Origin of the sequence: Pseudarthrobacter cellobiosi (genome assembly GCF_023913815.1) — a bacterium.
Classification (GTDB): domain Bacteria; phylum Actinomycetota; class Actinomycetes; order Actinomycetales; family Micrococcaceae; genus Arthrobacter; species Arthrobacter cellobiosi.
The window spans coordinates 173,814-197,394 of the sequence record NZ_JAMXBK010000021.1 but is presented as its reverse complement, the minus strand read 5'-3'; the positions used below and the strand labels follow the sequence as shown (position 1 = coordinate 197,394).

The window sequence follows — 23,581 nt, the reverse complement described above, 5'->3', positions numbered from 1 at the left end:
TTTGTACGTGTTTGTCTAGAGAGAAATGAGTTAGCCGTGGCTGTCCCGAAGCGGAAAATGTCTCGCTCGAATACCCGCGCCCGCCGCTCCCAGTGGAAGGCAACTGCCCCCCACTTGGTGAAGACCGTAGAGAACGGCCAGGTTTCTTATAGCCTGCCGCACCAGGCGAAGGTCGTCACCGACTCGGCTGGCACTGCGTTGTTCCTTGAGTACAAGGGCCGCAAGGTCGCAGACGTCTAATCGGCCGCTTGGGCTGACATGATGTCTTCAACTGAAGAGCTTCTGAAGCGTCTCGGTGTCTCCATTGACGCCGGGACGCTTCGTCTTGCTCTCACGCACCGTTCCTACGCCTACGAAAACGGCGGCATCCCCACCAACGAGCGGCTCGAATTCCTGGGCGACTCCATCCTGGGTTTCTCCGTGACCGATGCCCTGTACCGGGACAACCCCACACTGCCCGAAGGTGACCTGGCCAAACGCCGCTCTGCGGTGGTCAGCACGCGCGCCCTCGCCGGCATCGGACGAAGCCTCGGCATCGGGGATTACATCTACCTGGGGCAGGGCGAAAAGCTCACCGAGGGCAAGAATAAGGCTTCCATCCTGGCGGACACCATGGAAGCCCTCATTGGGGCCACCTACGTGTCCAACGACATCGAGACCGCCCGCCAGTTGGTCATGCGCCTGATAGGTCCCCTCCTCAAGGATGCGGGCGCCCTCGGCGCAGGTACGGACTGGAAGACCAGCATCCAGGAACTGGCAGCCAGCAGGCAGATGGGCACCATCTACTATGCCGTTGAGGGCGCCGGGCCGGACCACGCCCGAACCTTCACCGCTGTCCTAAATATCGGTGGCAAGCCATATGGCAATGGGTCGGGCCATTCGAAGAAGGAAGCGGAGCAGGAAGCTGCCGCGGACGCCTGGCGTCAGCTCTCCGGAACCGCGGGAGCCGCCGTGGCCTCAGCGGCGGAGGGCGCATCACCAGAGTCCTCCCGCAGCGTCTAGGCTGAGCCGTGCCCGAACTGCCTGAAGTTGAAGTGGTCCGCCGCGGACTGGTGAGTTGGGTCCGCGGCCGGACCATCACATCGGTGGACGTGCTGGATCCGCGTTCGCTCCGCCGGCATGCCATGGGCGCCGAGGATTTCAGAGGCAACCTCCAGGGTGCCACGGTTGTGGACGTGGTGCGCCGCGGTAAATTCCTTTGGATGCCGCTGTGTGAGACACCCGGCGCCACCGACACGCCCACCGTTGCACTGATGGCGCACCTCGGGATGAGCGGCCAGCTCGTGATGCAGGACGCGGAAGTGCCGGACGAAAAACACCTCAAGGTCAGGCTGCGCCTGAGTCCCGTGGCCGGTATGCCTGAACAGCTCCGGTTTGTTGACCAGCGGATTTTCGGCGGGCTGTTCGTCACCGGCATGGTTCCCACGGACGACGGCGGCCCGGGCGGCCAGGCGGAATCTCCCGTTGCGTTCATCGCCGAGGAAGCGTCCCACATCGCCAGGGACCCGCTGGACCCGGCATTTTCCTTTGACCTGTTTTACAGCCGGCTGCGGAAGCGGAAGACGGGCGTCAAACGCGCACTGTTGGACCAGGGACTGGTTTCCGGAATCGGCAACATCTACGCCGACGAGTCCCTGTGGCGGGCAAAGCTGCACTACGCCAGGCCCACCGATACGCTGCGACGCGGCGACGCGGAACGGCTCATCACCAGCGCGCGCGAGGTCATGCTGGACGCACTTGCGGCCGGCGGTACCAGCTTTGATTCGTTGTACGTCAACGTCAACGGGGCCTCTGGCTACTTCGACCGGTCCTTGAATGCCTACGGGCGGGAGGGCAAGCCCTGCAGCCGTTGTGCCGCCGTCGGAATTAACTCCATACTTCGCCGCGAGCAATTCATGAACCGCTCCTCCTACACTTGTCCGGTCTGTCAGCCGCGCCCCCGCAACGGCCGCTGGTAGGCCGCGTCGCCCTGCCGGGCATGATCGGGCGCTGCTCCGGTGCAGGGACAGACACCCGCAAATCCGCGGATTTCCGCCCTAACGCAGTAGATTTGGGGCAGCAAAGCAGCCGCTTCAGCCACTCAGGAGACCAGAAATACCTTGCACCTCAAAAGCCTTACCGTCCGTGGGTTCAAGTCGTTTGCGTCGGCCACGACCTTCGATTTTGAGCCTGGCGTCACGGCAGTGGTGGGGCCGAACGGTTCCGGGAAGTCCAACGTGGTGGACGCCCTCTCCTGGGTGATGGGGGAGCAGGGAGCCAAAACGCTCCGCGGCGGCAAAATGGAGGACGTTATTTTTGCCGGCACCTCAGGGCGGCCGCCGCTGGGCCGGGCCCATGTGTCCCTGACCATCGACAACGCTGACGGGGCGCTGCCCATCGAATACAGCGAGGTCACCATCTCGCGGACCCTCTTCCGCACCGGCGGCTCTGAATACGCTATTAACGGTGCCAGCTGCCGCCTGCTCGACATCCAGGAACTGCTCTCGGATTCCGGTATGGGCCGGGAAATGCATGTCATCGTGGGCCAGGGGCAGCTGGACAAGGTCCTGCACGCCACTCCGGAGGACCGCCGCGGCTTCATCGAGGAAGCCGCCGGGATCCTTAAGCACCGCCGCCGCAAGGAAAAAACGCTCCGCAAGCTGGAGGCCATGCAGGCGAACCTGCAACGGCTGAGCGACCTGACGGGGGAGATCAGGCGCCAGCTCACGCCCCTCGGCAAGCAGGCTGATGTGGCGCGCCGCGCCCAGCGGGTCCAGTTCGATGTCCGGGACGCACGCGCACGGCTGTTGGCCGACGACCTCGTCCAGCAGCAGAGTTCACTCGATCAGGACGTGGCGGACGAAACGGCGCTGAAGGCCCGCCGTGCCGTAGTGGAGCAGCAGCTGGAGGAGGGGCGCCGCCAGCAGGCAGCTGTGGAACAGCTCGCCGCCGAGGCCACGCCAAAGCTGAACGCCGCGCGGGATACCTGGTACCGGCTCTCCGCTTCCAGGGAACGGCTCCGTTCGCTGGGCTCACTGGCCCAGGAGCGCGGCCGGCTGCTGGGTGCCGTTGATGCTGAACCGTACTCGGGCAGGGATCCTGAGCAGCTGGAACGGCAGGCCGTCCGGGTCAGGGATGAGCTGACGGAGCTGGAGCGCCACATCCTGGACCGGCGCAGCGCGCTGGACTCAGCGACGGCTGCGAAGACCGGGGCCGAACTCGAGGCGTCTGCCGAGGAAAAAAGGCTCACTGCCGTCCTGCGGGCCGCAGCGGACCGGCGCGAGGGCTTGGCGAAACTTGCCGGACAAGTTGGTGCGGCAAGATCGCGGGTTGAATCAGCGCAGGCCGAGCTGGGCAGGCTGCGGGAATCACTCGCCGCCGGACAGGAACGCCGCCGCCGGGCCCAGTCGGAGTTCACCGCCCTGGAAACCCAGGTGGCGGGGGTCGAAGAGGGGGAGGAAAGCCTCGACGCCGACTACGAGGACGCCAGCGCAGAGCTCGACGCCGTCGTCCAGGACATTGCCGATCTGACCTCCGCAGGGGGAGAAGCTGTGCGCCAACGTGACGCCCTCGTGGCCCGACGGGACGCACTGCAGCTCGGCCTGAACCGAAAAGACGGCGCGGCGCACGCCCTCAACTCCGGGCTGGATGGCGTTGTGGGCACGCTTGCCTCGGGCCTCACCATTCAGCCGGGCTATGAGACGGCGATTGCCGCGGCGCTCGGCGACACCTCCGAAGCGATAGTGGTCCGGGATCCAGCCGTGGCCGCCGTCATGGTGCAACTTCTGAAGGACGACGATGCGGGGCGTGCCTCCCTGCTGCTGGCGTCTGCTGTGCCCCTGCGGGACGCAAACTCCGGCACGGGCGGACCCCTGCCGGCAGGCGCACGCTGGGCTGTGGACGTGGCATCCGGCGGGGGCGGGCCCGCACCCGTTGTGGCCGCGCTCCTGACCGGGGTGGCAGTTGTTGAAGATCTGAATGGTGCCGGGCTGCTGGTTGCCGAACGCCCGGACCTGACAGCCGTGACCCGGGCCGGGGACGTGTTTACCGCCCTCACGGTGACTGGAGGCTCGGCAAAGGCGCCGTCCCTGCTTGAGGTGCAGGCCGCCGTGGACGACGCCGAGGCCCGACTGGCCGTTGTCACTGCGGATCTGGAACGGAACAGGTTCGCCCTGGCCAGCGCCGAGGTCCGGCGCGCCGAAGCCCGGACGAGGGCAGAATCTGCCCTGGACCGCCTGCACGATTCCGACGCCCGGCTCGCGGCCGTGGCCGAAAAGCTCGGCCAGCTGAACTCCATCCTGCGCAGCGCCGTCGGCGAAAGCGACAGGCTGGCCACCTCGCTGGCAAGGGCCGAGGCCAATGTTGTTACCGAGGAACAGGCGCTCGCCGCCGTTGCGGCGCGGCTGGCTGCGGCGCAGGAGGCGCCAGCCGAAGAGGAACCCTCCACCGAACAGCGCGATGCGCTCGCATTGGCTGCATCCCTGGCCAGGTCTGCGGAAATGGACGCAAGGCTCTCGCTGCGCAGCACGGAGGAGCAGCTGACCGCCACCCGCAACCGGGCTCTCTCGCTGGAGCGGGCAGCGGCGACCGAACGACGGGCGCGTGAAGAGGCTGCAGAACGGGCGCGCCGCCGTCGGATCCAGGCCAGACGGGCGGCCGCCGTCTCCGCTGCGGTGGAGCTGGCAATCCGGTTCATCGACGTGTCTGTTGAGCTGGCCCGGCATGAACGCGACCGCGCCGAAGAGAACCGGGAAGAGCGGGACCGTGCACTGCTGGCGACCCGGACAGCCAATGACGCCCTGGCCCGCGAGCTGGCTGAACTGACGGACTCGGTTCACCGGGACGAACTGGCCCGCGCCCAGCAGCGGGCACGGATTGAAGCCCTGGAAACACGTTCCATCGAGGAACTAGGGATTACCCCCGACGTGCTGGTGGCGGACTTCGGCCCGGACGTTCCCGTGCCCGTCCCCGCGGAGGAAAGCGGGGACAAATGGGCGGCACTGCGGACACCCGTGGACGACGACGGCACACCGGTTCCCGAAGGCATGCCCTTTGTCCGCGAGGAGCAGGAGAAGCGCCTCCGGAAAGCCGAAAGGGACCTGTCAGCCCTGGGCAAGGTCAACCCGCTGGCGCTGGAGGAGTTCGCGGCCCTGGAGGAGCGGCATCAGTTCCTCAGCACCCAGCTGGAGGACCTGAAATCCAGCCGCAAGGACCTGCTGGACATCATCAAGGAAGTGGATGACCGGGTCCAGCGGGTCTTCACCGAGGCCTTTGAGGACACCCGGGACCAGTTCGTCCACGTCTTTGAACGCCTCTTTCCCGGCGGCGAAGGCCGGCTGGTCCTCACGGACCCTTCGGACATGCTCACCACCGGAATCGAAGTCGAAGCGCGTCCGGCCGGCAAGAAAATCAAGCGCCTCTCACTCTTGTCAGGAGGCGAACGGTCCCTCACCGCCGTCGCCCTCCTGGTGGCCATCTTCAAGGCCCGCCCCTCGCCGTTCTATGTTATGGACGAGGTCGAAGCGGCACTTGATGACACCAATCTCGGCCGGCTCATCACCATCTTCGAAGAGCTGCGGGAGTCCAGCCAGCTGATCGTGATCACCCACCAGAAACGGACCATGGAAGTGGCTGATGCGCTGTACGGCGTCACCATGCGCGGGGACGGCGTGTCCACCGTCATCAGCCAGCGGCTGGGCGCCGACGTCTAGCATCCGCGGCAGGTGGCCGCCCCGAACGCCTGCCGCGTTTGTGAGAAGCTAGGGGAGTGAATGACATCCTCCCCATTATTCTGTCCATTGTTGCTGCCCTGGCGGTTATTGGCGGGCTGATCCCGGTCCTGTTGAAGACGCGGAAGAACATCACCCAGTACCCCGGGACGCGCGACGCCAATGATCCTGCCACCCCGCAAGGCGGGGGAACACTGCTCGAGGACGCGCCCGTGGTTCCGGCCGAGCCCAACGCCCCCGCCGGCGTCGACCTCGAAGACCTCGAAGTCACCGATGTACCTGATGACGTGGCGGGCCTGGAAACCATCCAGGTTGAGACGCCCCTTCCCGTCGCCGGCCGCCTGACCCGCCTCCGGGAGCGACTGGTCCGGTCGAACAACATCCTCGGCAAGAGCCTGCTCGCGTTGCTGTCCAGTGACAAGATCGACGAACACGTCTGGGACGAAGTGGAGGAGACCCTCCTGCTGGCCGACCTCGGCACTGAACCCACCATGCAGCTGGTCGACGCCCTGCGGGAGCGCGTGAAAGTGCTCGGCACCAGGACCCCGGAGCAGGTCAAGGCACTGCTCCGCGAGGAACTGATCAAGCTCGTGGATCCCACCATGGACCGCGCCCTGCGCACCGACCGGCACGCGGACAAGCCGGCCGTCGTGCTGGTGGTAGGCGTCAATGGCGTGGGCAAGACCACCACCGTGGGCAAGCTCGCCCGCGTGCTCGTTGCCGAGGACAAGGACGTCCTGCTGGGCGCGGCGGACACGTTCCGCGCGGCAGCCGCGGAGCAGTTGGCCACGTGGGGCCAGCGTGTGGGTGTTCCCACGGTGAAGTCCGACGTCGACGGTGCGGACCCGGCGTCCGTCGCCTATGAGGCGGTCAAGGCGGGCATTGAGCAGGAAGTCGACGTTGTCATGATTGACACAGCGGGCCGCCTGCAGAACAAGACCGGCCTCATGGACGAACTCGGCAAGGTCAAGCGCGTCATCGAGAAGCTGGCTGAGGTGGATGAGGTTCTGCTGGTGCTGGACGCCACCACCGGCCAGAACGGCCTGAACCAGGCCCGCGTTTTCTCCGAGGTAGTGAACATCACCGGCATTGTCCTGACCAAGCTGGACGGGACCGCCAAGGGTGGCATCGTGGTGGCCATCCAGAAATCACTCGGCGTGCCGGTCAAGCTGATCGGTCTTGGCGAAGGCGCCGACGACCTGGCTCCGTTCGAAGTTGAGAGCTTTGTCGACGCCCTGCTGAACTAGGGACCGGGTCTACACCAACGAGGGGTGAGTTCCCGCCGCTAAGCACAGGCTTTAGCCGCGGGAACTCACCCCTCGATGCGTTTCATCGGCTCGCGCGTCACGGACCAGCAGGCCGCCGCGAGCACCAGCACACCGCCGGTGACGCCGAATGCCCAGCCGTAGCCCAGCCGGTCCGCCAGGACGCCCACCAGCACCGGTCCGGCAATGGCCCCGACGTCCGAGGTCATCTGGTAGGCCGCCAGGACCCGCCCGCCGGACCGCTCATTGCCAATGACATCCGCGACGGCGGCCTGCTGGGCAGGTCCCAGCAGGCCCGACCCCACCCCGGCCACAACTGACGCGGCGAGGAACCAGCCCAGGTGGGACGTGAAGCCGATGGCGGCCGTCGCGAGTCCGGCGACCAGGAGCCCAACGACCATCAATGGTCGCCGGCCCAGGCTGTCCGCCAACCGTCCGGAGAACGTCAGCGCGGCGGCATTGCCGGCAGCAAAAACGGCCAGCGCAAGGCCGGCAGCCTCAGGACCGGCGCCGAGCGCAGCAACGGCAAACAGCGGGACGGTGGCCATCCGCACACCGAACGTGGCCCAGCCGTTGGCGAAGCTGGACAGCAGCGCCGAGCGGTAGATGCCAACTCTCCAGGCCTCGGTGAACGGCATGTCAGGGGCGCGGCCCACTGTGGACCGGGCCGCGGCCGGCGCGTGGCTGAGCTGGGTCTGTACCACCGCGGCAGCAAGGATCAGCGCGGCGGCGTAGCAAAGGAACGGTACGCGCAAGCCGAATCCGGCGAGCAGCCCGCCCACCACCGGGCCCAGGACGCTGCCGATCAGGAACGCGGACGCGTAAGCGCCGGATACCCTGCCCCGGCTTTCCGGCGGCGCCAGCCGCACCACAAGGGCCATGGAGGCCACCGTGAACATCACCGAGCCCACGCCGCCGAGCCCCCGGAAGACCAGCAGCTGCCAATAGTCCTGGGCAAAAGCGCACGCTGCGGTTGATACCGCCACAATCAGCAGCCCCGCCACATAGACCGGCCGCTCACCCCATCGGCCGATCAAGGCCCCGCCGGCCGGCGCGAACACCAGCCGCATAAAGGCGAAGATGCTCACGATCACGGCGGCGGCTGTTGCCCCGACGTCGAAAGTGGTGGCGAACTGGGGCAAGACGGGCGCCACCAGCCCAAAACCGAGGGCAATCAGGAACGCCGCAGCGAGCATCACCTTGATGTCGCGCGGAAGCGTGGGCCGCTGCGGACGGATAACGGACAAGATCCGCGTTGTGGCGCGGCTCACGCGCGATGGTGCCGTCATGGGGTGGGTTCCTTGCAAGGTAGGCAGCCGAGTGGCCGGCGGCAGTGGTGAAACATAACCGTAACAAGCCAGATATGCACCATTTACTTCCGGGAGGTTGTTGTAACAAGCCAGCAATGTAAATCCTCTGCGGGCGAAACACGGCAGCGACAGACTCGATGCAGGACGCAAAAGGCGTTAGTAAGGCGGAGCATTCCGCAGCATCGAACATAGGGAGGACGTGCACCATGGAACTTACCGCAGGTCACGTATGGCTCATGGTGGCAGCAGCACTCGTGCTGTTCATGACACCAGGTCTGGCATTTTTCTACGGCGGCATGACGCGCGCCAAAGCTGCACTGAACATGATGATGATGAGCTTCATCTCCATCGGCATGGTCGGCGTGGTGTGGGTCCTCTGGGGCGCTTCGATGAGCTCCGGCGAGGGCTTCCTGCAAATCGTCGGGAACCCGTTCGCCACCTTTGGCCTTGAAGGCATCACCACCCCGGACGGGCTCATCAAGGTCGGCTACGCCGCCACCTTCGCCATCATCACCGTCGCCCTCATCAGTGGCGCGATCGCTGACCGCGCCAAGTTCGGCGCCTGGGCCCTCTTCGTCCCTGTCTGGGTCACCGTTGTCTACTGCCCGCTTGCCTACATGGTCTGGGGCGGCGGCCTCTTCGGCCCTGAAGGCGCAGTTGGCCAGGCGCTCGGCCCGGCCATCGACTTCGCCGGCGGCACCGTGGTCCACATCAACGCCGGTGTGGCAGCCCTCGTCCTGGTCCTGATCATCGGCAACCGCCGCGGCTTCGGCAAGGACCCGAACCACCGCCCGCACAACATCCCGTTCGTGATGCTCGGTGCAGCCATCCTGTGGTTCGGGTGGTTCGGCTTCAACGGCGGCGCGGCCACGACTGCTGAGCAGGGCGGCCTGATCTGGGTCAACACCCTCGCAGCCCCGGCCGCGGCAATGCTCGGCTGGCTCGTCACCGAACGTATCCGCGACGGCCACCCCACTTCCCTTGGTGCTGCCTCCGGTGTGGTTGCCGGTCTGGTTGCCATCACCCCGGCCTGTGCCAACGTCAGCCCGGTGGGCGCACTCGGTCTCGGTGTCATCGCCGGTGTCGCCTCGGCCCTGGCCGTCGGCCTCAAGTTCCGCTGGGGCTTCGATGACTCCCTGGATGTTGTGGGCGTTCACTTGGTCTCCGGCATCATCGGAACGGTTGCCCTGGGCTTCATCGCCCTCCCCACCGACGGTGTGGGCGGCGGCCTCTTCTACGGCGGCGGCGCGACCCAGCTTTGGGCCCAGCTCGCAGCAGCAGGCATCGCCATCGCCTACTCGGCAATCCTCACCGCAATCATCGCCTTCGCCATCCACAAGACCATGGGCTTCCGCGTCTCGCAGGAGCAGGAAGTCGTTGGTGTTGACCTCAGCCTGCACGCCGAGACGGCGTACGAGTTCGGAGTGGGCGGCCACGGCGGGAGCTTCCAGCCGCTCCACGAACTGATCAAGGGCAAGGGCTCGGCCACAGACGGCGAAGCAGCCGGCGCAAAGAAGACCGAACCGGCAGCGGGCAAGGAAAGCGTGGAAGCATGAAACTGATCACAGCCATCGTCCGCCCGGAGAAGCTCGAAGCCATCCGGGAAGGCCTGGAGTCCTACGGTGTCCAGGGGCTGACGGTCAGCGCCGCCAGCGGCTACGGCCGCCAGCGCGGCTACACAGAGGTCTACCGCGGAGCTGAATACAACGTGGACCTCCTGCCCAAGATCCGGGTTGAAGTCCTAGCCACGGACGAACAGGCCGATGACATCCTGGACGTCATCATCGCCAGCTCCAACACCGGCCGCGCCGGCGATGGCAAGGTCTGGACCGTGGACGTCTTCGAAGCGGTCAGGGTCCGGACCGGCGAACGCGGCGTCGCCGCCATCTAGCTGTTCCAGAAGTTTATTGATCCACACGAAAGAGCGGGCAGGGAACCTCAAAAGGTTCCCTGCCCGCTCTGTTCGTTCTGGCCTACTCAGCCGGCGCGGAACTTGGCCATCCGGCGGGACCGGCCGAACCGGCGTCGTACTTTTCCAGCGGCACGGTGCCCTGCTGCCAGGCCTTCAGGACGGGCTCGAGAATCCGCCAGCAGTCCTCCGCTGTGTCGCCGCGCACCGAGAGCAGCGGGTCGCCGCTCAGGACGCCTTCCAGCACTTCGCCATAGGGCAGCAGCTCAGAAGCGCTCAGCTCCGCATTCAGCGTTGTGCGGCTCAGGCTGAAGATGCTGCCGGGACCGTTGACGTCGACGTCGAACGCCAGGGTATCCGGCCCGAACCCGATCCGCAGCTGGTTGGGGGAGTCCACGCCCGTGAATCCTGCCGGAAGATGCGGGACGGGGCGGAAGGTGACCACGGCTTCCTTGCGCTTCAGCCCGAGGGCCTTGCCCGATCGCAGGATGAACGGGACCCCCTTCCATCGCCAGTTGTCGATGTTCACCCGGACTTCCGCCAAGGTCTCTGTCCCGCGGGCTGCGTCTACCCCTTCTTCCTGCGCATAGTCCGGGACGTTCCTGCCGGCAATTGAACCCGCCGTATACGTGGCCCGGCGGGTGGATTTCGCGTACGGCGCGCTGATGCTGCTGGCGCGGAGCACGGCTGCGATGGCGTCCCGTAGGTCCCGTTCTCCGATGGTGGCCGGCGGCTCAATGGCCATCAGGGCCATGATCTGCAGCAGGTGGCTCTGGATCATGTCGCGCAGGGCGCCGGCGTTGTCGTAATACCTCGCCCTTCCCTCCAATGCCAGGTCCTCATCGAAGATGATCTCGACCTTCTCCACATGCTCGCGGTTCCAGACGGGTTCCAGGAAATTGTTCGCAAAGCGCAGGCCCAGGATGTTCAGCACCGTCGCCTTGCCCAGGAAATGGTCCACCCGATGGATGTGGTCCTCCGGCACCAGGGCGGCGAGCGTGTGGTTAAGGGAACGGGCCGATGCAACACTTGCGCCGAACGGCTTCTCCATCACCAGCCGTGTTCCGGCCGGAACCTGGTCACGGTGCAGGGACTCGCAGGCCAACTGGCTGACATGGGGAGGCAGTGCAAAATAGATCGCGGTGGGGCCTTCCAGGCCTGCCAACAATGCCGCCAGGGCTCCGTCCGCCGTAACATCCAGCTGGTGGTAGGGGGTAGCTTCCGCCAAGGCGGTGAGTGCCTTTTTTCCAGCCGCGTCGGCGGCCTCCGCGGCGGGGGCGAAGGCTTCGTGGACCCGGGTCCGCCATTGTTCCGGCGTCCAGGCATCGGAGCCGGCGCCCACCAGGGTCAGGCCATCGCCGCGGCCGCTCGCCACCAGCCGGGCTAGTCCCGGGAGCAGGAGGCGTCCCGTCAAATCGCCTGAGGCACCCAGAATGAGCAGGGTTTTTACACTTGTTTGGCTCGTCACCCTGCCAGCATGCCATCCGGCAAGCCCGACTTGGTACCCTAGATAGTCGAGTCCACCCTGTAAATCCACTGAAAGAAGTGCGCGGCGCGTGTTCAATTCACTCTCTGACCGGTTGACAGCAACCTTCAAGAATCTCCGTGGCAAGGGCCGCCTCACTGAGGCCGACGTCGATGCCACAGTCCGGGAGATCCGCCGCGCCCTCCTGGATGCCGATGTCGCCGTTCCCGTGGTGCGTGAGTTTACGGCCCGCGTCCGCGAGCGTGCCCTCGGGGCAGAGGTATCGGGGGCGCTGAACCCCAGCCAGCAGATCGTCAAGATCGTCAATGAGGAACTCGTTGAGATCCTCGGTGGCGAGACCCGCCGGATCCGCCTTGCCAAGACCGGTCCCACCATTATCATGCTGGCCGGCCTCCAGGGTGCCGGTAAGACCACCCTGGCGGGCAAGCTCGCCAAATGGCTCAAGGCCCAAGGCCACAGCCCCCTGCTGGTGGCATGTGATCTCCAGCGACCCAATGCCGTCACCCAGCTCCAGGTTGTCGGCAACCGCGCAGGCGTGCCCGTTTTCGCGCCGCACCCCGGAGCCACCTCGGAACTGGAGCACCCCGCCGGTGACCCGGTCGCCGTCGCCCGCGCCGGCGTCGAGGAAGCGCGCCAGAAGCTGCACGACGTCGTGATTGTTGACACCGCCGGGCGCCTCGGTGTTGACGCCGAGATGATGGAGCAGGCGAGCGAGATCCGTCGCGCCATCGTCCCCAATGAAGTGCTGTTCGTGATCGACGCCATGATCGGACAGGACGCCGTGAACACGGCAGTCGCGTTTGACGAGGGTGTGAACTTCACCGGAATCGTGCTGTCCAAGCTCGACGGCGACGCCCGCGGCGGTGCCGCGCTCTCGGTTGCGTCGGTCACCGGTAAGCCGGTTATGTTCGCCTCCACCGGCGAAGGCGTGGATGACTTTGAGCTGTTCCACCCGGACCGCATGGCCTCACGCATCCTGGACATGGGTGACGTCCTCACCCTGATTGAGCAGGCCGAAAAGAACTGGGACAAGGACGAAGCCGCCCGGATGGCGAAGAAATTCGCCGACCAGGAAGACTTCACCCTGGACGACTTCCTCTCCCAAATGCAGCAGATCCGCAACATGGGCTCCATGAAGAAGATGCTCATGATGATGCCCGGTGCGCAGAACATCCGCGAGCAGCTGGAGAACTTTGACGAGCGCGAGATCGACCGTGTCGAAGCGATCGTGCGTTCCATGACGCCGCACGAACGCGTCGCCCCGAAGATCATCAACGGCTCCCGCCGGGCACGCATTGCCCGGGGTTCCGGCGTGCATGTCTCCGAGGTCAACGGCCTGCTGGAGCGCTTCGGCCAGGCCCAGAAGATGATGAAGAAGATGGCCCAGGGCGGCGGCATGCCCGGAATGCCCGGGATGCCTGGCATGGGCGGCCCCGGCGGTGCGCGGAAGGGCGGCAAGAACGCCCCGAAGAAGAAGGCCCGCTCAGGCAACCCTGCCAAGGCTGCCCAGGAGCTCAAGGACGCCGAGGCCCGTCGGGTCGGCGCTGCGAAGGCTCTGCCCACGGGGGCAGCGTTCGGCCAGCAGGGCGGCGACTTCGATCCTTCGCAGTTGAACCTGCCCAAGGGATTCGACAAGTTCCTCGGCAAGTAACCACGCCTCCCGGCTGGGTAACAGCAGGTGTTGCGTTGAGCACTCACAACGACACTTACTGCTGCCCAATCGGGATGTCGGCGCCGTGGAATAGGGTTGGGTCATGTTCAAACAGCGGGTAGCGTTCGTGCACGGCGCCGGACCTTTCGGTGCGGCGGCGTGGCCGCGCCAGCACGGAATGGCCCTGACGTACGACGCCCTGTTCCTGCGGCGGCACGGTTTTGACCCCGTCGCTGAACCCGTGGAGTCCTCGTTCTCGGAAGATACCGCCATCATCCTGCGCTCACTTGCCGATGACGGCCGCGGGGCCGCTGGGGGCCATATTGTTGCCCACGCCGAGGGCGCGATTGCGGCCATGATGGCTGCCGTCGAACACCCCGAGCTGGTGTATTCCCTCACGCTGGTAGAACCGGCGTGCCTGTCCTTGACCGCCGAACTGCCGGCCACGGCCGCACACCGCGCCCTGATGCAACCGCTGTTCGACGTCCGGCACCAGCTCTGCGATGAAGACTTCCAGCGTGAGTTCGTGCGGCGAATGTTCGCGGCGGACCTGCAGGAGCCCGCCACGCCGGAGGAAAAACGGTCGGCGCGCCGGCTCCGGTTGCAGGCGCCGTCCTGGGAGGCCCCGCTGCACATTGTTCCGGGCGTCCCCACCCTGGTCCTGACGGGTGGGTGGGAACCGCTCTACGAGGAGATCGCCGGATATCTGCAGGAAACCGGTGCCCTGCACCGCATCGCTGCGGGAGGACACCGGCCCCAGGACTCTGCCGAAGGTGACCGTGCCATCCGGTCCTTCATCGCCGACGTCGGCAGGTCACGCTCGGTTCAGGCTTCCTGAGCCGTCAGCTCCCGGCCGGGATCCGAAGCTCGGGGAGGTAGACCTTCCCGCCGGCGGCCAGGAACTCCGCACTCTTTTCGCGCATCCCGCTGTAGGCCTCGGCGATGGCCGCCTGCGAATCTGCCGAACCGTATTCGTCCCTGATGTCCTGGCTGATCTTCATGGAGCAGAACTTCGGGCCGCACATGGAGCAGAAGTGGGCGGTTTTGGCCGGTTCGGCGGGCAGCGTCTCGTCATGGAAGGCCTCCGCCGTGACCGGATCCAGGGACAGCGCGAACTGGTCGCGCCAGCGGAACTCGAACCGGGCCTTGGACAGGGCATCATCCCGCTCACGGGCGCCGGGGTGGCCCTTGGCAAGGTCTGCTGCGTGGGCGGCGATCTTGTAGGTGATCACCCCGGTCTTCACGTCGTCCTTGTTCGGCAGGCCAAGGTGTTCCTTGGGCGTGACGTAACAAAGCATCGCCGTGCCGTACCGGGCGATTTCCGTGGCGCCGATGGCGGACGTGATGTGGTCGTAGCCGGGGGCAATATCCGTAACCAGCGGCCCCAGGGTGTAGAACGGGGCGCCCTTGCAGAGTTCCTGCTGGCGTTCCACGTTCTCCCGCACCAGGTGGAACGGGACGTGCCCGGGACCTTCCACCATGACCTGCACGTCGAATTCCCACGCCCGCTGGGTCAGTTCAGCCAGGGTGTCGAGCTCGGCGAACTGGGCGGCGTCGTTGGCGTCCGCCGTCGCTCCCGGGCGCAGTCCGTCGCCCAGGGAGAACGCGACGTCGTACTTGGCGAAGATCTCGCACAGGTCGTCGAAGTGCGTGTACAGGAAGTTCTCCTGGTGGTGGGCCAGGCACCAGCCTGCCATGATGGCACCGCCCCGGGAGACGATGCCGGTGACGCGGTTGGCCGTCAGCGGCACGTAACGCAGCAGCACACCGGCGTGGATGGTCATGTAGTCCACGCCTTGCTCGCACTGCTCAATGACCGTGTCCCGGAAGATTTCCCACGTCAGAGCGTTGGCTTCGCCATTGACCTTCTCCAGCGCCTGGTATATCGGTACCGTACCGATGGGCACGGGGGCGTTGCGGATGAGCCATTCCCGGGTGGTGTGGATGTCATCGCCGGTGGACAGATCCATCACCGTGTCGGCGCCCCACTGGGTGGCCCACTGGAGTTTGTCCACTTCCTCGGCGATGGAGCTGGTCACGGCGGAGTTGCCGATGTTCGCGTTGATCTTGACCAGGAAGGCCTTGCCGATGATCATCGGTTCGGATTCCGGGTGGTTGATGTTGTTGGGGATGATGGCGCGGCCAGCAGCGACTTCGCTGCGGACCAGTTCCACGTCACAGTTCTCGCGGAGGGCAACGAACTGCATCTCGGGGGTGATGACACCCTGCCGCGCGTAGTGCATCTGCGTGACCGTCCGGCCGTCGACGGCGCGGCGGGGCACCGGCTGTGCGCCCTTCCACTCCGCAGAGGCTGCGCCGCGGCGCACGGCCGACCTGCCGTCGTCGAGCAGGTTCCGTTCCCGTCCGCTGTAGGGCTCGGTGTCGCCGCGGGCGGCGATCCACTCTGAGCGGAACGGGTTGAGGCCCACCACCGGATCGCTGCCCGGTCCCGCCGTGCGGTAGGTCCGGAAAGGCCCGTTCGCTTGGCCGTTCGGCGACGGTTCCAGCGCGATTTCGGTCACGGGAACCCGGATCCCCGTGGCCTCATCGTTGATAAACGCCAGCGAGTGGGACTTCAGTGACTGGGTTTCAGGCTGGAGCGTTTGATCCACGTCGGCTTCATTTTTGGCAAGGATCAGCTGTGTTTCTTGTGTATTCAATGAATACTCACTTCCTTCGCCGGCATTACCCGGACAGGTTCAACGGTCGCAGGCTGCGTCAGCCCGATCTCAGCCCCTGCAAGGGCTCCCGTGTGGTCAAGTCGAAGCTACCACAGGCGGAGGGTGGCCTGGTGACAGCAATCACGGGAAAGCGGTCGCAATTTGGCTGCGCCGCCACTTGAATTAAATTGAAGCTTCAAGTAAATTGGAACCATAGCCGCCTTCCATCCGAAGGCCAACGGACCGGGAGTTTTCAAATGACTGCAGAAGCCACCAGCCGGGATCTCCTTCCCGCCGACCTCTCCATGGGCGCCGTGATGCTCAAGGTGGGCGACATGAAGCTGATGACCGACTACTACCAGCGTGCGCTCGGCCTGGAGGTCGTCGCGGAACAGGACGGCGGCGTCTATCTTGGCCGCCTTCAACGCCCGCTGGTCCACCTCGCGGCCGCTCCGTCGTTGAATCTGCCTGGCAGGGGAGAGGCAGGGCTGTTCCACACCGCACTGCTGTTTGACGACCAGGCTTCGCTTGCCGCAACGGTAGCCACCGCTGCCCAGTACGAACCCCGGTCCTTCACCGGCAGCGCCGACCACCTCGTCAGCGAGGCCTTCTACTTCAATGACCCCGAAGGCAACGGCATCGAACTGTACTGGGACAGGCCGCGCGAAAACTGGTCCTGGAACGGGAAGGATGTAGTGATGGACAGCCTGGCACTGCCGCCGCAGCGCTACCTCGAGCAGCACCTGACCCAGGATTCCGTGGCCGGCCAGCGGGCCAGCGAAGCCGGCGTGGGCCACGTCCACCTCCAGGTGGGCGACGTCCAGTCAGCGCACGATTTCTACGTGGGCACGCTGGGCTTCGAAAAGACCGCCGGCTGGCACGGGCAGGCACTGTTTGTCTCCGCGGGCCGGTATCACCACCACATGGCCATGAATGTGTGGAACAGCCGCGGAGCCGGTCCCCGCAAGGACACCCTGGGCCTCGGCGAAGTGCTCATCGAGGTCCCTTCCGGGGATGACGTCGGAGCGCTCGCCGACCGCCTGAAGGTCGCCGGTGTGGCCTCGCACCACACGGGCGCCGAGCTTCGCTTCGAGGACCCGTGGCGCAACAATATCCGTGTCGCCGTCCGCTGAGTGCGGATGCCAAATGTGCGGCCTGCCTTGTACTAGGCTGATTCTGAACGGCCGGGGCGGCGCTTGCTGCTGCCCTTTCAGGCCGCACCGTCGATGGAATGAGGGCTGTTCCCATGGGCTTCACTGAAATTTTTGTTTCCACTCACGATGCCGCTCTGAAGCGGGCGGACGTCCTGGATGCAGGCGGCTCCCCGGCGGGCCAGGCCCTGCGGATTCCCGGAATCAGCGATTTCGAAATCGAGCAGCTTGGCGATCTTGCCGGCGTTGCGGTGCACGCCGGTGGCGCGGACTACGAACTGGCCATGGTTGACGTGGCCAGTGATTCCCTCCTCGGGGTCCCGCCGGCCATGGTGCGTGCGCTCGCGGACCTGCTCAGCTACGAGACTGAAGGCGAAGGCAATGTCCTGGACGACGTCGCTGAAAAGTGGGCCGCCCAGGATGACATGCCGTTCGGCGCAGCCGAGGCCCGGACGTATGTCCAGCAGTTCGCTGAGCTTGCCAACTCCGTCGATGACGCCGCACGCACCGGCGTGTATGTCTGGTCGTCGTAGACCGGCCGTGGCCCGCCGGGTCCGCCCGGCTGCCCCATCCCGACGTGTCAAGTCGAAATCCGGACGCTGATCTGGCACAATAAACAGGTACTCGATCTGCGTGGCCCCTCTCTCCGCGTCCGGATCCTGTCCTTCGAACCCTCAAGTATGGCCCGCCCCACGGGTGCAGAACGTCGGTTCACCCCTTTTCTGAAACAGGAGTGACCACAAAAGTGGCCGTAAAGATTCGCCTTAAGCGCTTTGGCAAGATGCGCGCACCGTATTACCGCATCGTCGTCATGGACGCACGCTCCAAGCGTGACGGCCGTGCCATCGAAGAGATCGGCAAGTACCACCCCACCGAAGAGCCCTCATACATCGAGGTGGACACGGACCGTGCCCAGTACTGGCTCGGCGTCGGCGCACAGCCGTCCGAGCAGGTTGCCGCGATCCTGAAGATCACCGGTGACTGGCAGAAGTTCAAGGGCCTGCCGGGCCAGGAAGGCACCCTGAAGACCAAAGCTCCGAAGGCTGCCTTTGTTGCCCCGGAAAAGGGTTCCGTGATCATCCCGGAAGCCATCACCAAGAAGTCGAAGCAGTCTGACGCAGCCGAGGCCCCGGCCGAGGCAGAGACCACCGAGGCTGAGTAGATTGCTGGCAGAAGCGCTCGAACACCTCGTCCGGGGAATCGTTGATTCGCCGGACGATGTCAAGGTCAGCTCGAAGAACAACCGCCGCGGGGACACCCTCGAGGTTCGTGTTCATCAGGATGACCTGGGACGGGTGATCGGCCGCCAGGGCCGCACCGCACGGGCATTGCGCACCGTTGTGGCGGCACTGGCAGACGGCGAGCCGGTCAGGGTCGACGTCGTCGACACCGACCGCCGCCGCTAAGCGCTCGGCAACATCAGTTTTTTGCTCCGGCCCTTCCACCAGAAACGGTGGAGGGGCCGGAGTGCTTTCACCACACAACCGTGGAGAATCCACAACCGAAACAGAGGAACAGATGCAGCTTCAGGTGGCACGAATCGGCAAACCGCATGGAATCCGCGGCGAAGTGACGGTCCAGGTGCTGACCGACGCTCCCGGGGACCGGTTTGTTCCCGGTACCGAGTTTGTGGTGGAGCCTGCATCGGCCGGCCCGCTCATTGTTGAGGGTGCGCGCTGGAACAAGGACATCCTGCTGCTCGCATTCGAAGGAATCGAGACCCGAAACCAGGCAGAGACCCTGCGCGGCGCCAAGCTTTTCATCGAAACCGAAGAGCTGGACGAGGACGACGACGAAGGCTGGTACGAGCACGAACTGGTAGGGCTCGAGGCGCGCGTCGGGTCGAAGGTGGTCGGCAAGATCGCCGCCCTGCACACCTTGCCCGTCCAGGACCTGCTCGTGGTTGAAATGCCGGACGGCAAGGAAATCCTTGTCCCGTTTGTGGAGCAGATCGTTCCGGAGGTCAATGTGGCCGGTGGCTTCGTCCTGCTGACGCCGCCGGACGGTCTCTTTGAGGTCAACGACGGCGAAGCCGGCCCCGGTGAAGCGGAGGAAAACGCGTAGATGAGAATCGACGTCGTCAGTATCTTCCCGGAGTACCTGGCGCCCCTGGAGCTCTCGCTCATTGGCAAGGCCCGCCAGGACGGCCTGTTGGACCTGCGCGTCCATGACCTGCGTGATTTCACCACCGACAAGCACCGCTCAGTGGATGACACCCCGTACGGCGGCGGCGCCGGCATGGTGATGAAGCCTGAGCCTTGGGCGCAGGCATTGGCTGCTGTTGCCGCAGCTGCTGTCGCCGGATCCGGTGAAGCCGCAGGGGGCGCCGAGGCCACGGCCGCCGAGCCCGCCAAACCGGTTTTGATTGTCCCGTCGCCGGCAGGGGAGCGCTTCAGCCAGGCCCTGGCCCATGAGCTCGCAGAAGAGGACCAGCTGGTTTTTGCCTGCGGCCGCTATGAGGGCATCGACGAGCGTGTCATCGAGTGGGCGGAAGAGCACTTCACGGTGCGCCCCATGAGCCTTGGTGACTATGTGCTGAACGGCGGCGAAGTGGCCGTTTTGGCCATGGTCGAAGCCATCGGCAGGCTGCTGCCAGGCGTTGTGGGCAACCCTGATTCCCTGGTGGAGGAGTCGCATTCGGACGGGCTGCTGGAATACCCCGTGTATACCAAGCCCGCCAGCTGGCGGGACCGGGATGTCCCGGCAGTGCTGCTTAGCGGCAACCACGGGAAGATCGCGCAGTGGCGCCGCCACGAGCAGTACCGGCGGACGGCGGAACGCCGTCCGGACCTCCTGGAAACGTTCGACGCCGGGAAGCTGCCACGTGCCGACCGTACGGCTTTCGCCGACCTCGGGTACGACGTCGTCGACGGTCACCTCCTGGCGCGGCGGCAGGCCGATACCAGCACGGACACCGGAACCGACGCCTCAACCTGAACCGGCGCGTCTGTGGTCCGAGGCGATTGGCTGTAGGCCCGCGAGTGTGGCAAAATTAGTCTTTGTGTCTGCTGGGTCCGCACCTGCCACAGGGGGAGCGCAACCAACAGCTGGACACCCCGGGACCTTCAATCAGTGAAGGAACCGGCCCCACTTAATTTTCGGCGGTAATTTCCGGTACTCCCGGGCTTGCCCGCCGTGACCCAAAGTGAATGACCTGTGGCGTTCACCAGGAGTGCAATTATGCATATTCTCGATTCCGTAGATGCAGCCTCGCTGCGCACCGATGTTCCTGTCTTCCGCGCGGGTGACACCCTCAAGGTTCACGTGAACATCATCGAAGGCAAGAACTCCCGTGTCCAGGTATTCCAGGGCTTCGTCCTGGGCCGCCACGGCGACGGTCTTCGCGAAACCTTCACCATCCGCAAGGTCTCCTTCGGCGTCGGTGTGGAGCGTACCTTCCCGGTGCACTCCCCGATCATCGACAAGATCGAGGTTGTCTCCAAGGGTGACGTGCGCCGCGCGAAGCTGTACTACATGCGCGACCTGCGCGGCAAGGCTGCGAAGATCAAGGAAAAGCGCGACTTCCAGCCCAAGAAGTAAGTCCCCAGGGACCTACAAAGCAGGCCCCAGCCGTACCAGGCCAGCGCCGGAGCCCTTCGCATCAGCGCCCCAGGAATACGGATCATGGACCAGACAAAACGCCAGCCCAGACGAATGGGCTGGCGTTTTGCGTTCGTGGCAGTTCTCCTGGCCGTGGTCATCAGCGGGCTGGTCCGTTCCCTCTTGCTGGATGTCTATTACATACCATCCGAATCCATGGAGCCGGTCCTTGCGAAAGGGGACCGCATCCTGGTCTCCAGGACAGACTTCCATGCCGAACCCATCCGTCGGGGCGACATTGTGGTCTTCGATGGCAGGGGTTCGTTTGCTCCCCTGAACAGTGGGAAGGGCCCCCTTCTGGATTCCCTTGCAGCGGCCGGGCAGTGGCTTGGCCTGGCCGGCAGTGACACCACATACGTCAAACGTGTCATCGGCCTGCCTGGGGACACCGTGGTCTGCTGCGATGCAGACGGAAAGATCACCGTGAACGGCGGGGCACTCGACGAGCCGTACTTGTTCGACGGAGACAGCCCAAGCACGCAGGTCTTCAGCGCCGTGGTGCCCGACGGAAGGCTTTGGCTGCTCGGTGACCACCGCTCGGCGTCCGCTGATTCGCGCAGCCTGCTCGGGGCGCCCGGCGGTGGCATGGTGCCAATGGACCGTATCATCGGCAGGCCGGTCCAGATCGTCTGGCCACTTGATAGATTTGCTGCAGTACCACGGCCGCCAGCGGCAGGATCAACAACAGAGGACGGACAGTAAATGCCCGAGAACAATGCCCGGACACCCGAGCCGCCTCGCGAAGGCGCCCCCGGTGCCGGCGCCGACGGTATGTCCGCCAACACGATTTCCGGCGGCGGGACCTCCGACGGCGTGATTGCCGACGACGGCGCGTCGGACGGCGTGGCGGATGGCAGCCCGTCGGCGCCACGGTCCGGCAGACGATCCGCGGCACCGACTACCGAGCCCGCCGAGCCCAGCCAGCTCTTTGTCTGGCTGAAGGAGGTTGCCACGGTGGTGGTGATCGCCGTGGTGCTGTCCTTCCTGATCAAGACCTTCCTGTTCCGCGCGTTCTATATTCCGTCCGAGTCCATGGTCAGCACCCTGGACGTCAACGACCGCATCTTCGTGAACCTGCTGGTTCCGGAGCCGTTTTCCCTCTCACGCGGCGACGTTGTGGTCTTCCGTGACACCAAGGGCTGGCTGAGCACCGCACCGGAGGAACCGAATGGACCCTTCACCTGGGTCCAGGACGGCCTGACATTTGTGGGACTTTTGCCGGACAACTCGGAACAGCACCTCGTCAAACGGGTCGTCGGGCTACCCGGTGACCACGTGATCTGCTGCGACGCCGGCGGTAAACTGACCATCAACGGATCTCCCATTGATGAAACCTATGTCAACAGGGCTGAGGAACCGCAGATCCGTGCTTTCGACGTCGTTGTTCCGGAAGGGAAGGTCTGGGTCATGGGCGATAACCGGAACCACTCCGCGGATTCCCGCTCGCACCTGGAATCCAATGGCGGATTCGTCGACCTCGTGGACGTGGAGGGCAAAGCCGCCGTCATCGCATGGCCGTTGAACCGGATCACTGTCCTTGACAATTATCCGGCCGTCTTCCGGAACGTGCCTGCGGGAGGCTAGGAGTGTCCGCAGTGATACCGGCCACCGGGTCCAAGGTTCCAGCCCGCAAGACGGACGGGGTCCGCTCCAAAGCACCGACGCTCCGGCATGAGCGGACGTTCAAAGCGCAGGGCGCCCGTTACCTGGCCGGCGTGGACGAAGTGGGACGGGGGGCGCTGGCAGGACCGGTGAGCGTCGGAATCGCCGTCGTGGACCTCCACACCCAGAAGCCCCTGGCCGGTGTGCGGGACAGCAAGCTCCTCAGCCCCGCCGAACGGGAACGGCTGGAACCGCTGGTCAGACGCTGGAGTGTTGCGTCCGCCGTCGGGCACGCTTCCGCACGGGAGATCGACGCATTGGGCATTATTGCTGCGCTGCGGCTGGCCGGTACGCGCGCCTGGCAGGACATCCTTGCAGCCGGCATCAGCCCAGATGTGGTGCTGCTCGATGGTAGCCACAACTGGCTCTCGCCCGCCGGGCAGCCTTCCCTGTTTGACGAGCCACCCATGGATTTCGCGTGCCTTGCCCCGGTCCACACCAGGATCAAGGCGGACATGCAGTGCCTGAGCGTGGCCGCAGCCAGCGTGATTGCGAAGGTGGAACGCGACGAGCAGATGCGCGGCCTCCACGGTGAATACCCCGAGTTTGGCTGGGACGTCAACAAGGGCTACGCCACGGCAATTCACCGGGACGCGCTCCGCGCCGCCGGAGCCACACCGTACCACCGGGTGAGTTGGAACCTCTTGGGCGGCGAACTCTGATTCCGTGCCGCTCGAGTGCCTGCCGCACTGGTGTGGGGCTCATGCGGCGGGGACGCTGCGACTGCGGCGCCCTGGATGGTGCAAGATGGAAGCATGAGTGCAGAGGATCTTGAAAACTATGAAACCGACATGGAGCTGCAGCTCTACCGTGAATACCGCGATGTTGTCGGGCTCTTCAGTTACGTTGTCGAGACCGAACGCCGCTTTTACCTCGCAAACCACGTTGACCTGCAGGCCCGAAGCGCCGACGGCGAGGTCTACTTCGATCTGACGCTCCAGGATGCCTGGGTGTGGGATGTGTACCGTTCGGCACGGTTCGTGAAGACAGTCCGTGTCCTGACGTTCAAGGATGTCAACGTCGAAGAACTGCCCCGCAACGAGGAACTCGCCCTGCCGAAGGACGCTGACCTCGGCAACTGACGCCGGCCCACTGCTCCTCCACAGCCCCGCTGTATTGGGGCGGTTTTCCCGGGTTGCCCACATACGCGAATAGCCTGCTGTCCTCCGCTGTCCTGCC

The 23,581-nt window shown here is 65.2% G+C and carries 23 protein-coding genes and 1 riboswitch; of the genes, 20 read left to right on the top strand and 3 right to left on the bottom strand.

Going from position 1 to position 23,581, the window contains the following annotated elements; translation table 11 throughout:
* Nucleotides 1–36: 36 nt before the first annotated feature.
* The 5 genes from rpmF to ftsY all read left to right on the top strand — a co-directional run bounded on the left by rpmF (nucleotide 37) and on the right by ftsY (nucleotide 6,955).
* Nucleotides 37–240 carry a 50S ribosomal protein L32 gene (rpmF, locus tag NG701_RS07790; protein ID WP_104061248.1) on the top strand — a complete coding sequence of 68 codons (204 nt, stop codon included), beginning with the start codon at nucleotides 37–39 and terminating at the stop codon, nucleotides 238–240.
* Between the two features lie 21 nt (nucleotides 241–261).
* Nucleotides 262–1,002, top strand: coding sequence for a ribonuclease III (rnc, locus tag NG701_RS07785; protein ID WP_252566031.1), 741 nt, complete (start codon nucleotides 262–264; stop codon nucleotides 1,000–1,002).
* An 8-nt stretch (nucleotides 1,003–1,010) separates the two neighbouring features.
* Complete coding sequence (gene mutM / locus NG701_RS07780; RefSeq protein ID WP_252566029.1) at nucleotides 1,011–1,958, top strand: bifunctional DNA-formamidopyrimidine glycosylase/DNA-(apurinic or apyrimidinic site) lyase; 948 nt, start codon at nucleotides 1,011–1,013, stop codon at nucleotides 1,956–1,958.
* A gap of 141 nt (nucleotides 1,959–2,099) precedes the next feature.
* Complete coding sequence (smc, locus tag NG701_RS07775; RefSeq protein ID WP_252566027.1) at nucleotides 2,100–5,690, top strand: chromosome segregation protein SMC; 3,591 nt, start codon at nucleotides 2,100–2,102, stop codon at nucleotides 5,688–5,690.
* Between the two features lie 56 nt (nucleotides 5,691–5,746).
* The gene (gene ftsY / locus NG701_RS07770) at nucleotides 5,747–6,955 is read left to right on the top strand and encodes a signal recognition particle-docking protein FtsY (protein ID WP_252566025.1); all 1,209 of its coding nucleotides are present in this window, start codon (nucleotides 5,747–5,749) and stop codon (nucleotides 6,953–6,955) included.
* A 65-nt stretch (nucleotides 6,956–7,020) separates the two neighbouring features.
* Here ftsY and NG701_RS07765 read toward each other — a convergent pair whose 3' ends face one another.
* On the bottom strand, nucleotides 7,021–8,262 hold the full coding sequence (locus NG701_RS07765; RefSeq protein ID WP_252566022.1) for an MFS transporter: 1,242 nt from the start codon (nucleotides 8,260–8,262) through the stop codon (nucleotides 7,021–7,023).
* A 227-nt stretch (nucleotides 8,263–8,489) separates the two neighbouring features.
* Between NG701_RS07765 and NG701_RS07760 the strand changes: the two genes are divergently transcribed.
* The gene (locus tag NG701_RS07760) at nucleotides 8,490–9,839 is read left to right on the top strand and encodes an ammonium transporter (protein WP_252566019.1); all 1,350 of its coding nucleotides are present in this window, start codon (nucleotides 8,490–8,492) and stop codon (nucleotides 9,837–9,839) included.
* Nucleotides 9,836–10,174, top strand: coding sequence for a P-II family nitrogen regulator (locus tag NG701_RS07755; RefSeq protein ID WP_056349123.1), 339 nt, complete (start codon nucleotides 9,836–9,838; stop codon nucleotides 10,172–10,174). The genes NG701_RS07760 and NG701_RS07755 overlap by 4 nt, the downstream gene beginning before the upstream one ends.
* Before the next feature lie 82 nt (nucleotides 10,175–10,256).
* Here NG701_RS07755 and NG701_RS07750 read toward each other — a convergent pair whose 3' ends face one another.
* Nucleotides 10,257–11,660: a glucose-6-phosphate dehydrogenase gene (locus tag NG701_RS07750; RefSeq protein ID WP_252566016.1), complete on the bottom strand. Its 1,404-nt coding sequence runs from the start codon at nucleotides 11,658–11,660 to the stop codon at nucleotides 10,257–10,259.
* Nucleotides 11,661–11,748: 88 nt separating this feature from the next.
* Here NG701_RS07750 and ffh point away from each other — a divergent pair, with 88 nt between their 5' ends.
* Together ffh and NG701_RS07740 are read left to right on the top strand one after the other, a co-directional pair.
* Nucleotides 11,749–13,329, top strand: coding sequence for a signal recognition particle protein (gene ffh, locus NG701_RS07745; protein WP_252566013.1), 1,581 nt, complete (start codon nucleotides 11,749–11,751; stop codon nucleotides 13,327–13,329).
* A gap of 103 nt (nucleotides 13,330–13,432) precedes the next feature.
* Nucleotides 13,433–14,167, top strand: a complete 735-nt coding sequence (locus NG701_RS07740; protein ID WP_252566010.1) for an alpha/beta hydrolase — start codon at nucleotides 13,433–13,435, stop codon at nucleotides 14,165–14,167.
* A gap of 4 nt (nucleotides 14,168–14,171) precedes the next feature.
* Here NG701_RS07740 and thiC read toward each other — a convergent pair whose 3' ends face one another.
* A complete protein-coding gene (thiC, locus tag NG701_RS07735) occupies nucleotides 14,172–15,989 on the bottom strand; it encodes a phosphomethylpyrimidine synthase ThiC (protein ID WP_305884420.1) in 1,818 nt (605 codons plus the stop codon).
* A riboswitch (TPP riboswitch) is annotated at nucleotides 15,984–16,091 on the bottom strand. Its footprint overlaps the gene before it by 6 nt.
* Nucleotides 16,092–16,246: 155 nt before the next feature.
* Here thiC and NG701_RS07730 point away from each other — a divergent pair.
* The 11 genes from NG701_RS07730 to NG701_RS07680 all read left to right on the top strand — a co-directional run bounded on the left by NG701_RS07730 (nucleotide 16,247) and on the right by NG701_RS07680 (nucleotide 23,484).
* Nucleotides 16,247–17,122 (top strand): VOC family protein, encoded by an 876-nt coding sequence (locus tag NG701_RS07730; RefSeq protein ID WP_252566007.1) that lies wholly within the window; start codon nucleotides 16,247–16,249, stop codon nucleotides 17,120–17,122.
* 113 nt (nucleotides 17,123–17,235) lie between these two features.
* A complete protein-coding gene (locus tag NG701_RS07725) occupies nucleotides 17,236–17,673 on the top strand; it encodes a hypothetical protein (RefSeq protein WP_252566004.1) in 438 nt (145 codons plus the stop codon).
* A 212-nt stretch (nucleotides 17,674–17,885) separates the two neighbouring features.
* The gene (gene rpsP, locus NG701_RS07720; protein ID WP_056349101.1) at nucleotides 17,886–18,302 is read left to right on the top strand and encodes a 30S ribosomal protein S16; all 417 of its coding nucleotides are present in this window, start codon (nucleotides 17,886–17,888) and stop codon (nucleotides 18,300–18,302) included.
* Nucleotide 18,303: 1 nt separating this feature from the next.
* A complete protein-coding gene (locus tag NG701_RS07715; RefSeq protein ID WP_160671756.1) occupies nucleotides 18,304–18,546 on the top strand; it encodes an RNA-binding protein in 243 nt (80 codons plus the stop codon).
* Nucleotides 18,547–18,658: 112 nt separating this feature from the next.
* Nucleotides 18,659–19,204: a ribosome maturation factor RimM gene (gene rimM, locus NG701_RS07710; RefSeq protein ID WP_252566001.1), complete on the top strand. Its 546-nt coding sequence runs from the start codon at nucleotides 18,659–18,661 to the stop codon at nucleotides 19,202–19,204.
* Complete coding sequence (trmD, locus tag NG701_RS07705; RefSeq protein ID WP_252565999.1) at nucleotides 19,205–20,077, top strand: tRNA (guanosine(37)-N1)-methyltransferase TrmD; 873 nt, start codon at nucleotides 19,205–19,207, stop codon at nucleotides 20,075–20,077.
* A 243-nt stretch (nucleotides 20,078–20,320) separates the two neighbouring features.
* A complete protein-coding gene (gene rplS / locus NG701_RS07700; RefSeq protein WP_056349088.1) occupies nucleotides 20,321–20,680 on the top strand; it encodes a 50S ribosomal protein L19 in 360 nt (119 codons plus the stop codon).
* Nucleotides 20,681–20,764: 84 nt separating this feature from the next.
* Nucleotides 20,765–21,442, top strand: a complete 678-nt coding sequence (gene lepB / locus NG701_RS07695) for a signal peptidase I (RefSeq protein ID WP_252565997.1) — start codon at nucleotides 20,765–20,767, stop codon at nucleotides 21,440–21,442.
* A complete protein-coding gene (gene lepB / locus NG701_RS07690) occupies nucleotides 21,443–22,324 on the top strand; it encodes a signal peptidase I (protein WP_252565994.1) in 882 nt (293 codons plus the stop codon).
* Nucleotides 22,325–22,335: 11 nt separating this feature from the next.
* On the top strand, nucleotides 22,336–23,064 hold the full coding sequence (rnhB, locus tag NG701_RS07685) for a ribonuclease HII (RefSeq protein WP_374208666.1): 729 nt from the start codon (nucleotides 22,336–22,338) through the stop codon (nucleotides 23,062–23,064).
* A 93-nt stretch (nucleotides 23,065–23,157) separates the two neighbouring features.
* Entirely contained in the window at nucleotides 23,158–23,484 is a 327-nt protein-coding gene (locus NG701_RS07680; protein WP_056349080.1) for a DUF2469 domain-containing protein, read from the top strand.
* The last annotated feature ends 97 nt before the right edge of the window (nucleotides 23,485–23,581 follow it).

Coding starts and splice junctions, on each gene's coding strand:
- rnc (WP_252566031.1), top strand. CDS start 262: ATGTCTTCAACTGAAGAGCTTCTGAAGCGTCTCGGTGTCTCCATTGAC.
- NG701_RS07765 (WP_252566022.1), bottom strand. CDS start 8,262: ATGACGGCACCATCGCGCGTGAGCCGCGCCACAACGCGGATCTTGTCC.
- NG701_RS07760 (WP_252566019.1), top strand. CDS start 8,490: ATGGAACTTACCGCAGGTCACGTATGGCTCATGGTGGCAGCAGCACTC.
- NG701_RS07755 (WP_056349123.1), top strand. CDS start 9,836: ATGAAACTGATCACAGCCATCGTCCGCCCGGAGAAGCTCGAAGCCATC.
- NG701_RS07740 (WP_252566010.1), top strand. CDS start 13,433: ATGTTCAAACAGCGGGTAGCGTTCGTGCACGGCGCCGGACCTTTCGGT.
- NG701_RS07730 (WP_252566007.1), top strand. CDS start 16,247: ATGACTGCAGAAGCCACCAGCCGGGATCTCCTTCCCGCCGACCTCTCC.
- NG701_RS07725 (WP_252566004.1), top strand. CDS start 17,236: ATGGGCTTCACTGAAATTTTTGTTTCCACTCACGATGCCGCTCTGAAG.
- rimM (WP_252566001.1), top strand. CDS start 18,659: ATGCAGCTTCAGGTGGCACGAATCGGCAAACCGCATGGAATCCGCGGC.
- trmD (WP_252565999.1), top strand. CDS start 19,205: ATGAGAATCGACGTCGTCAGTATCTTCCCGGAGTACCTGGCGCCCCTG.
- rplS (WP_056349088.1), top strand. CDS start 20,321: ATGCATATTCTCGATTCCGTAGATGCAGCCTCGCTGCGCACCGATGTT.
- lepB (WP_252565997.1), top strand. CDS start 20,765: ATGGACCAGACAAAACGCCAGCCCAGACGAATGGGCTGGCGTTTTGCG.
- lepB (WP_252565994.1), top strand. CDS start 21,443: ATGCCCGAGAACAATGCCCGGACACCCGAGCCGCCTCGCGAAGGCGCC.
- NG701_RS07680 (WP_056349080.1), top strand. CDS start 23,158: ATGAGTGCAGAGGATCTTGAAAACTATGAAACCGACATGGAGCTGCAG.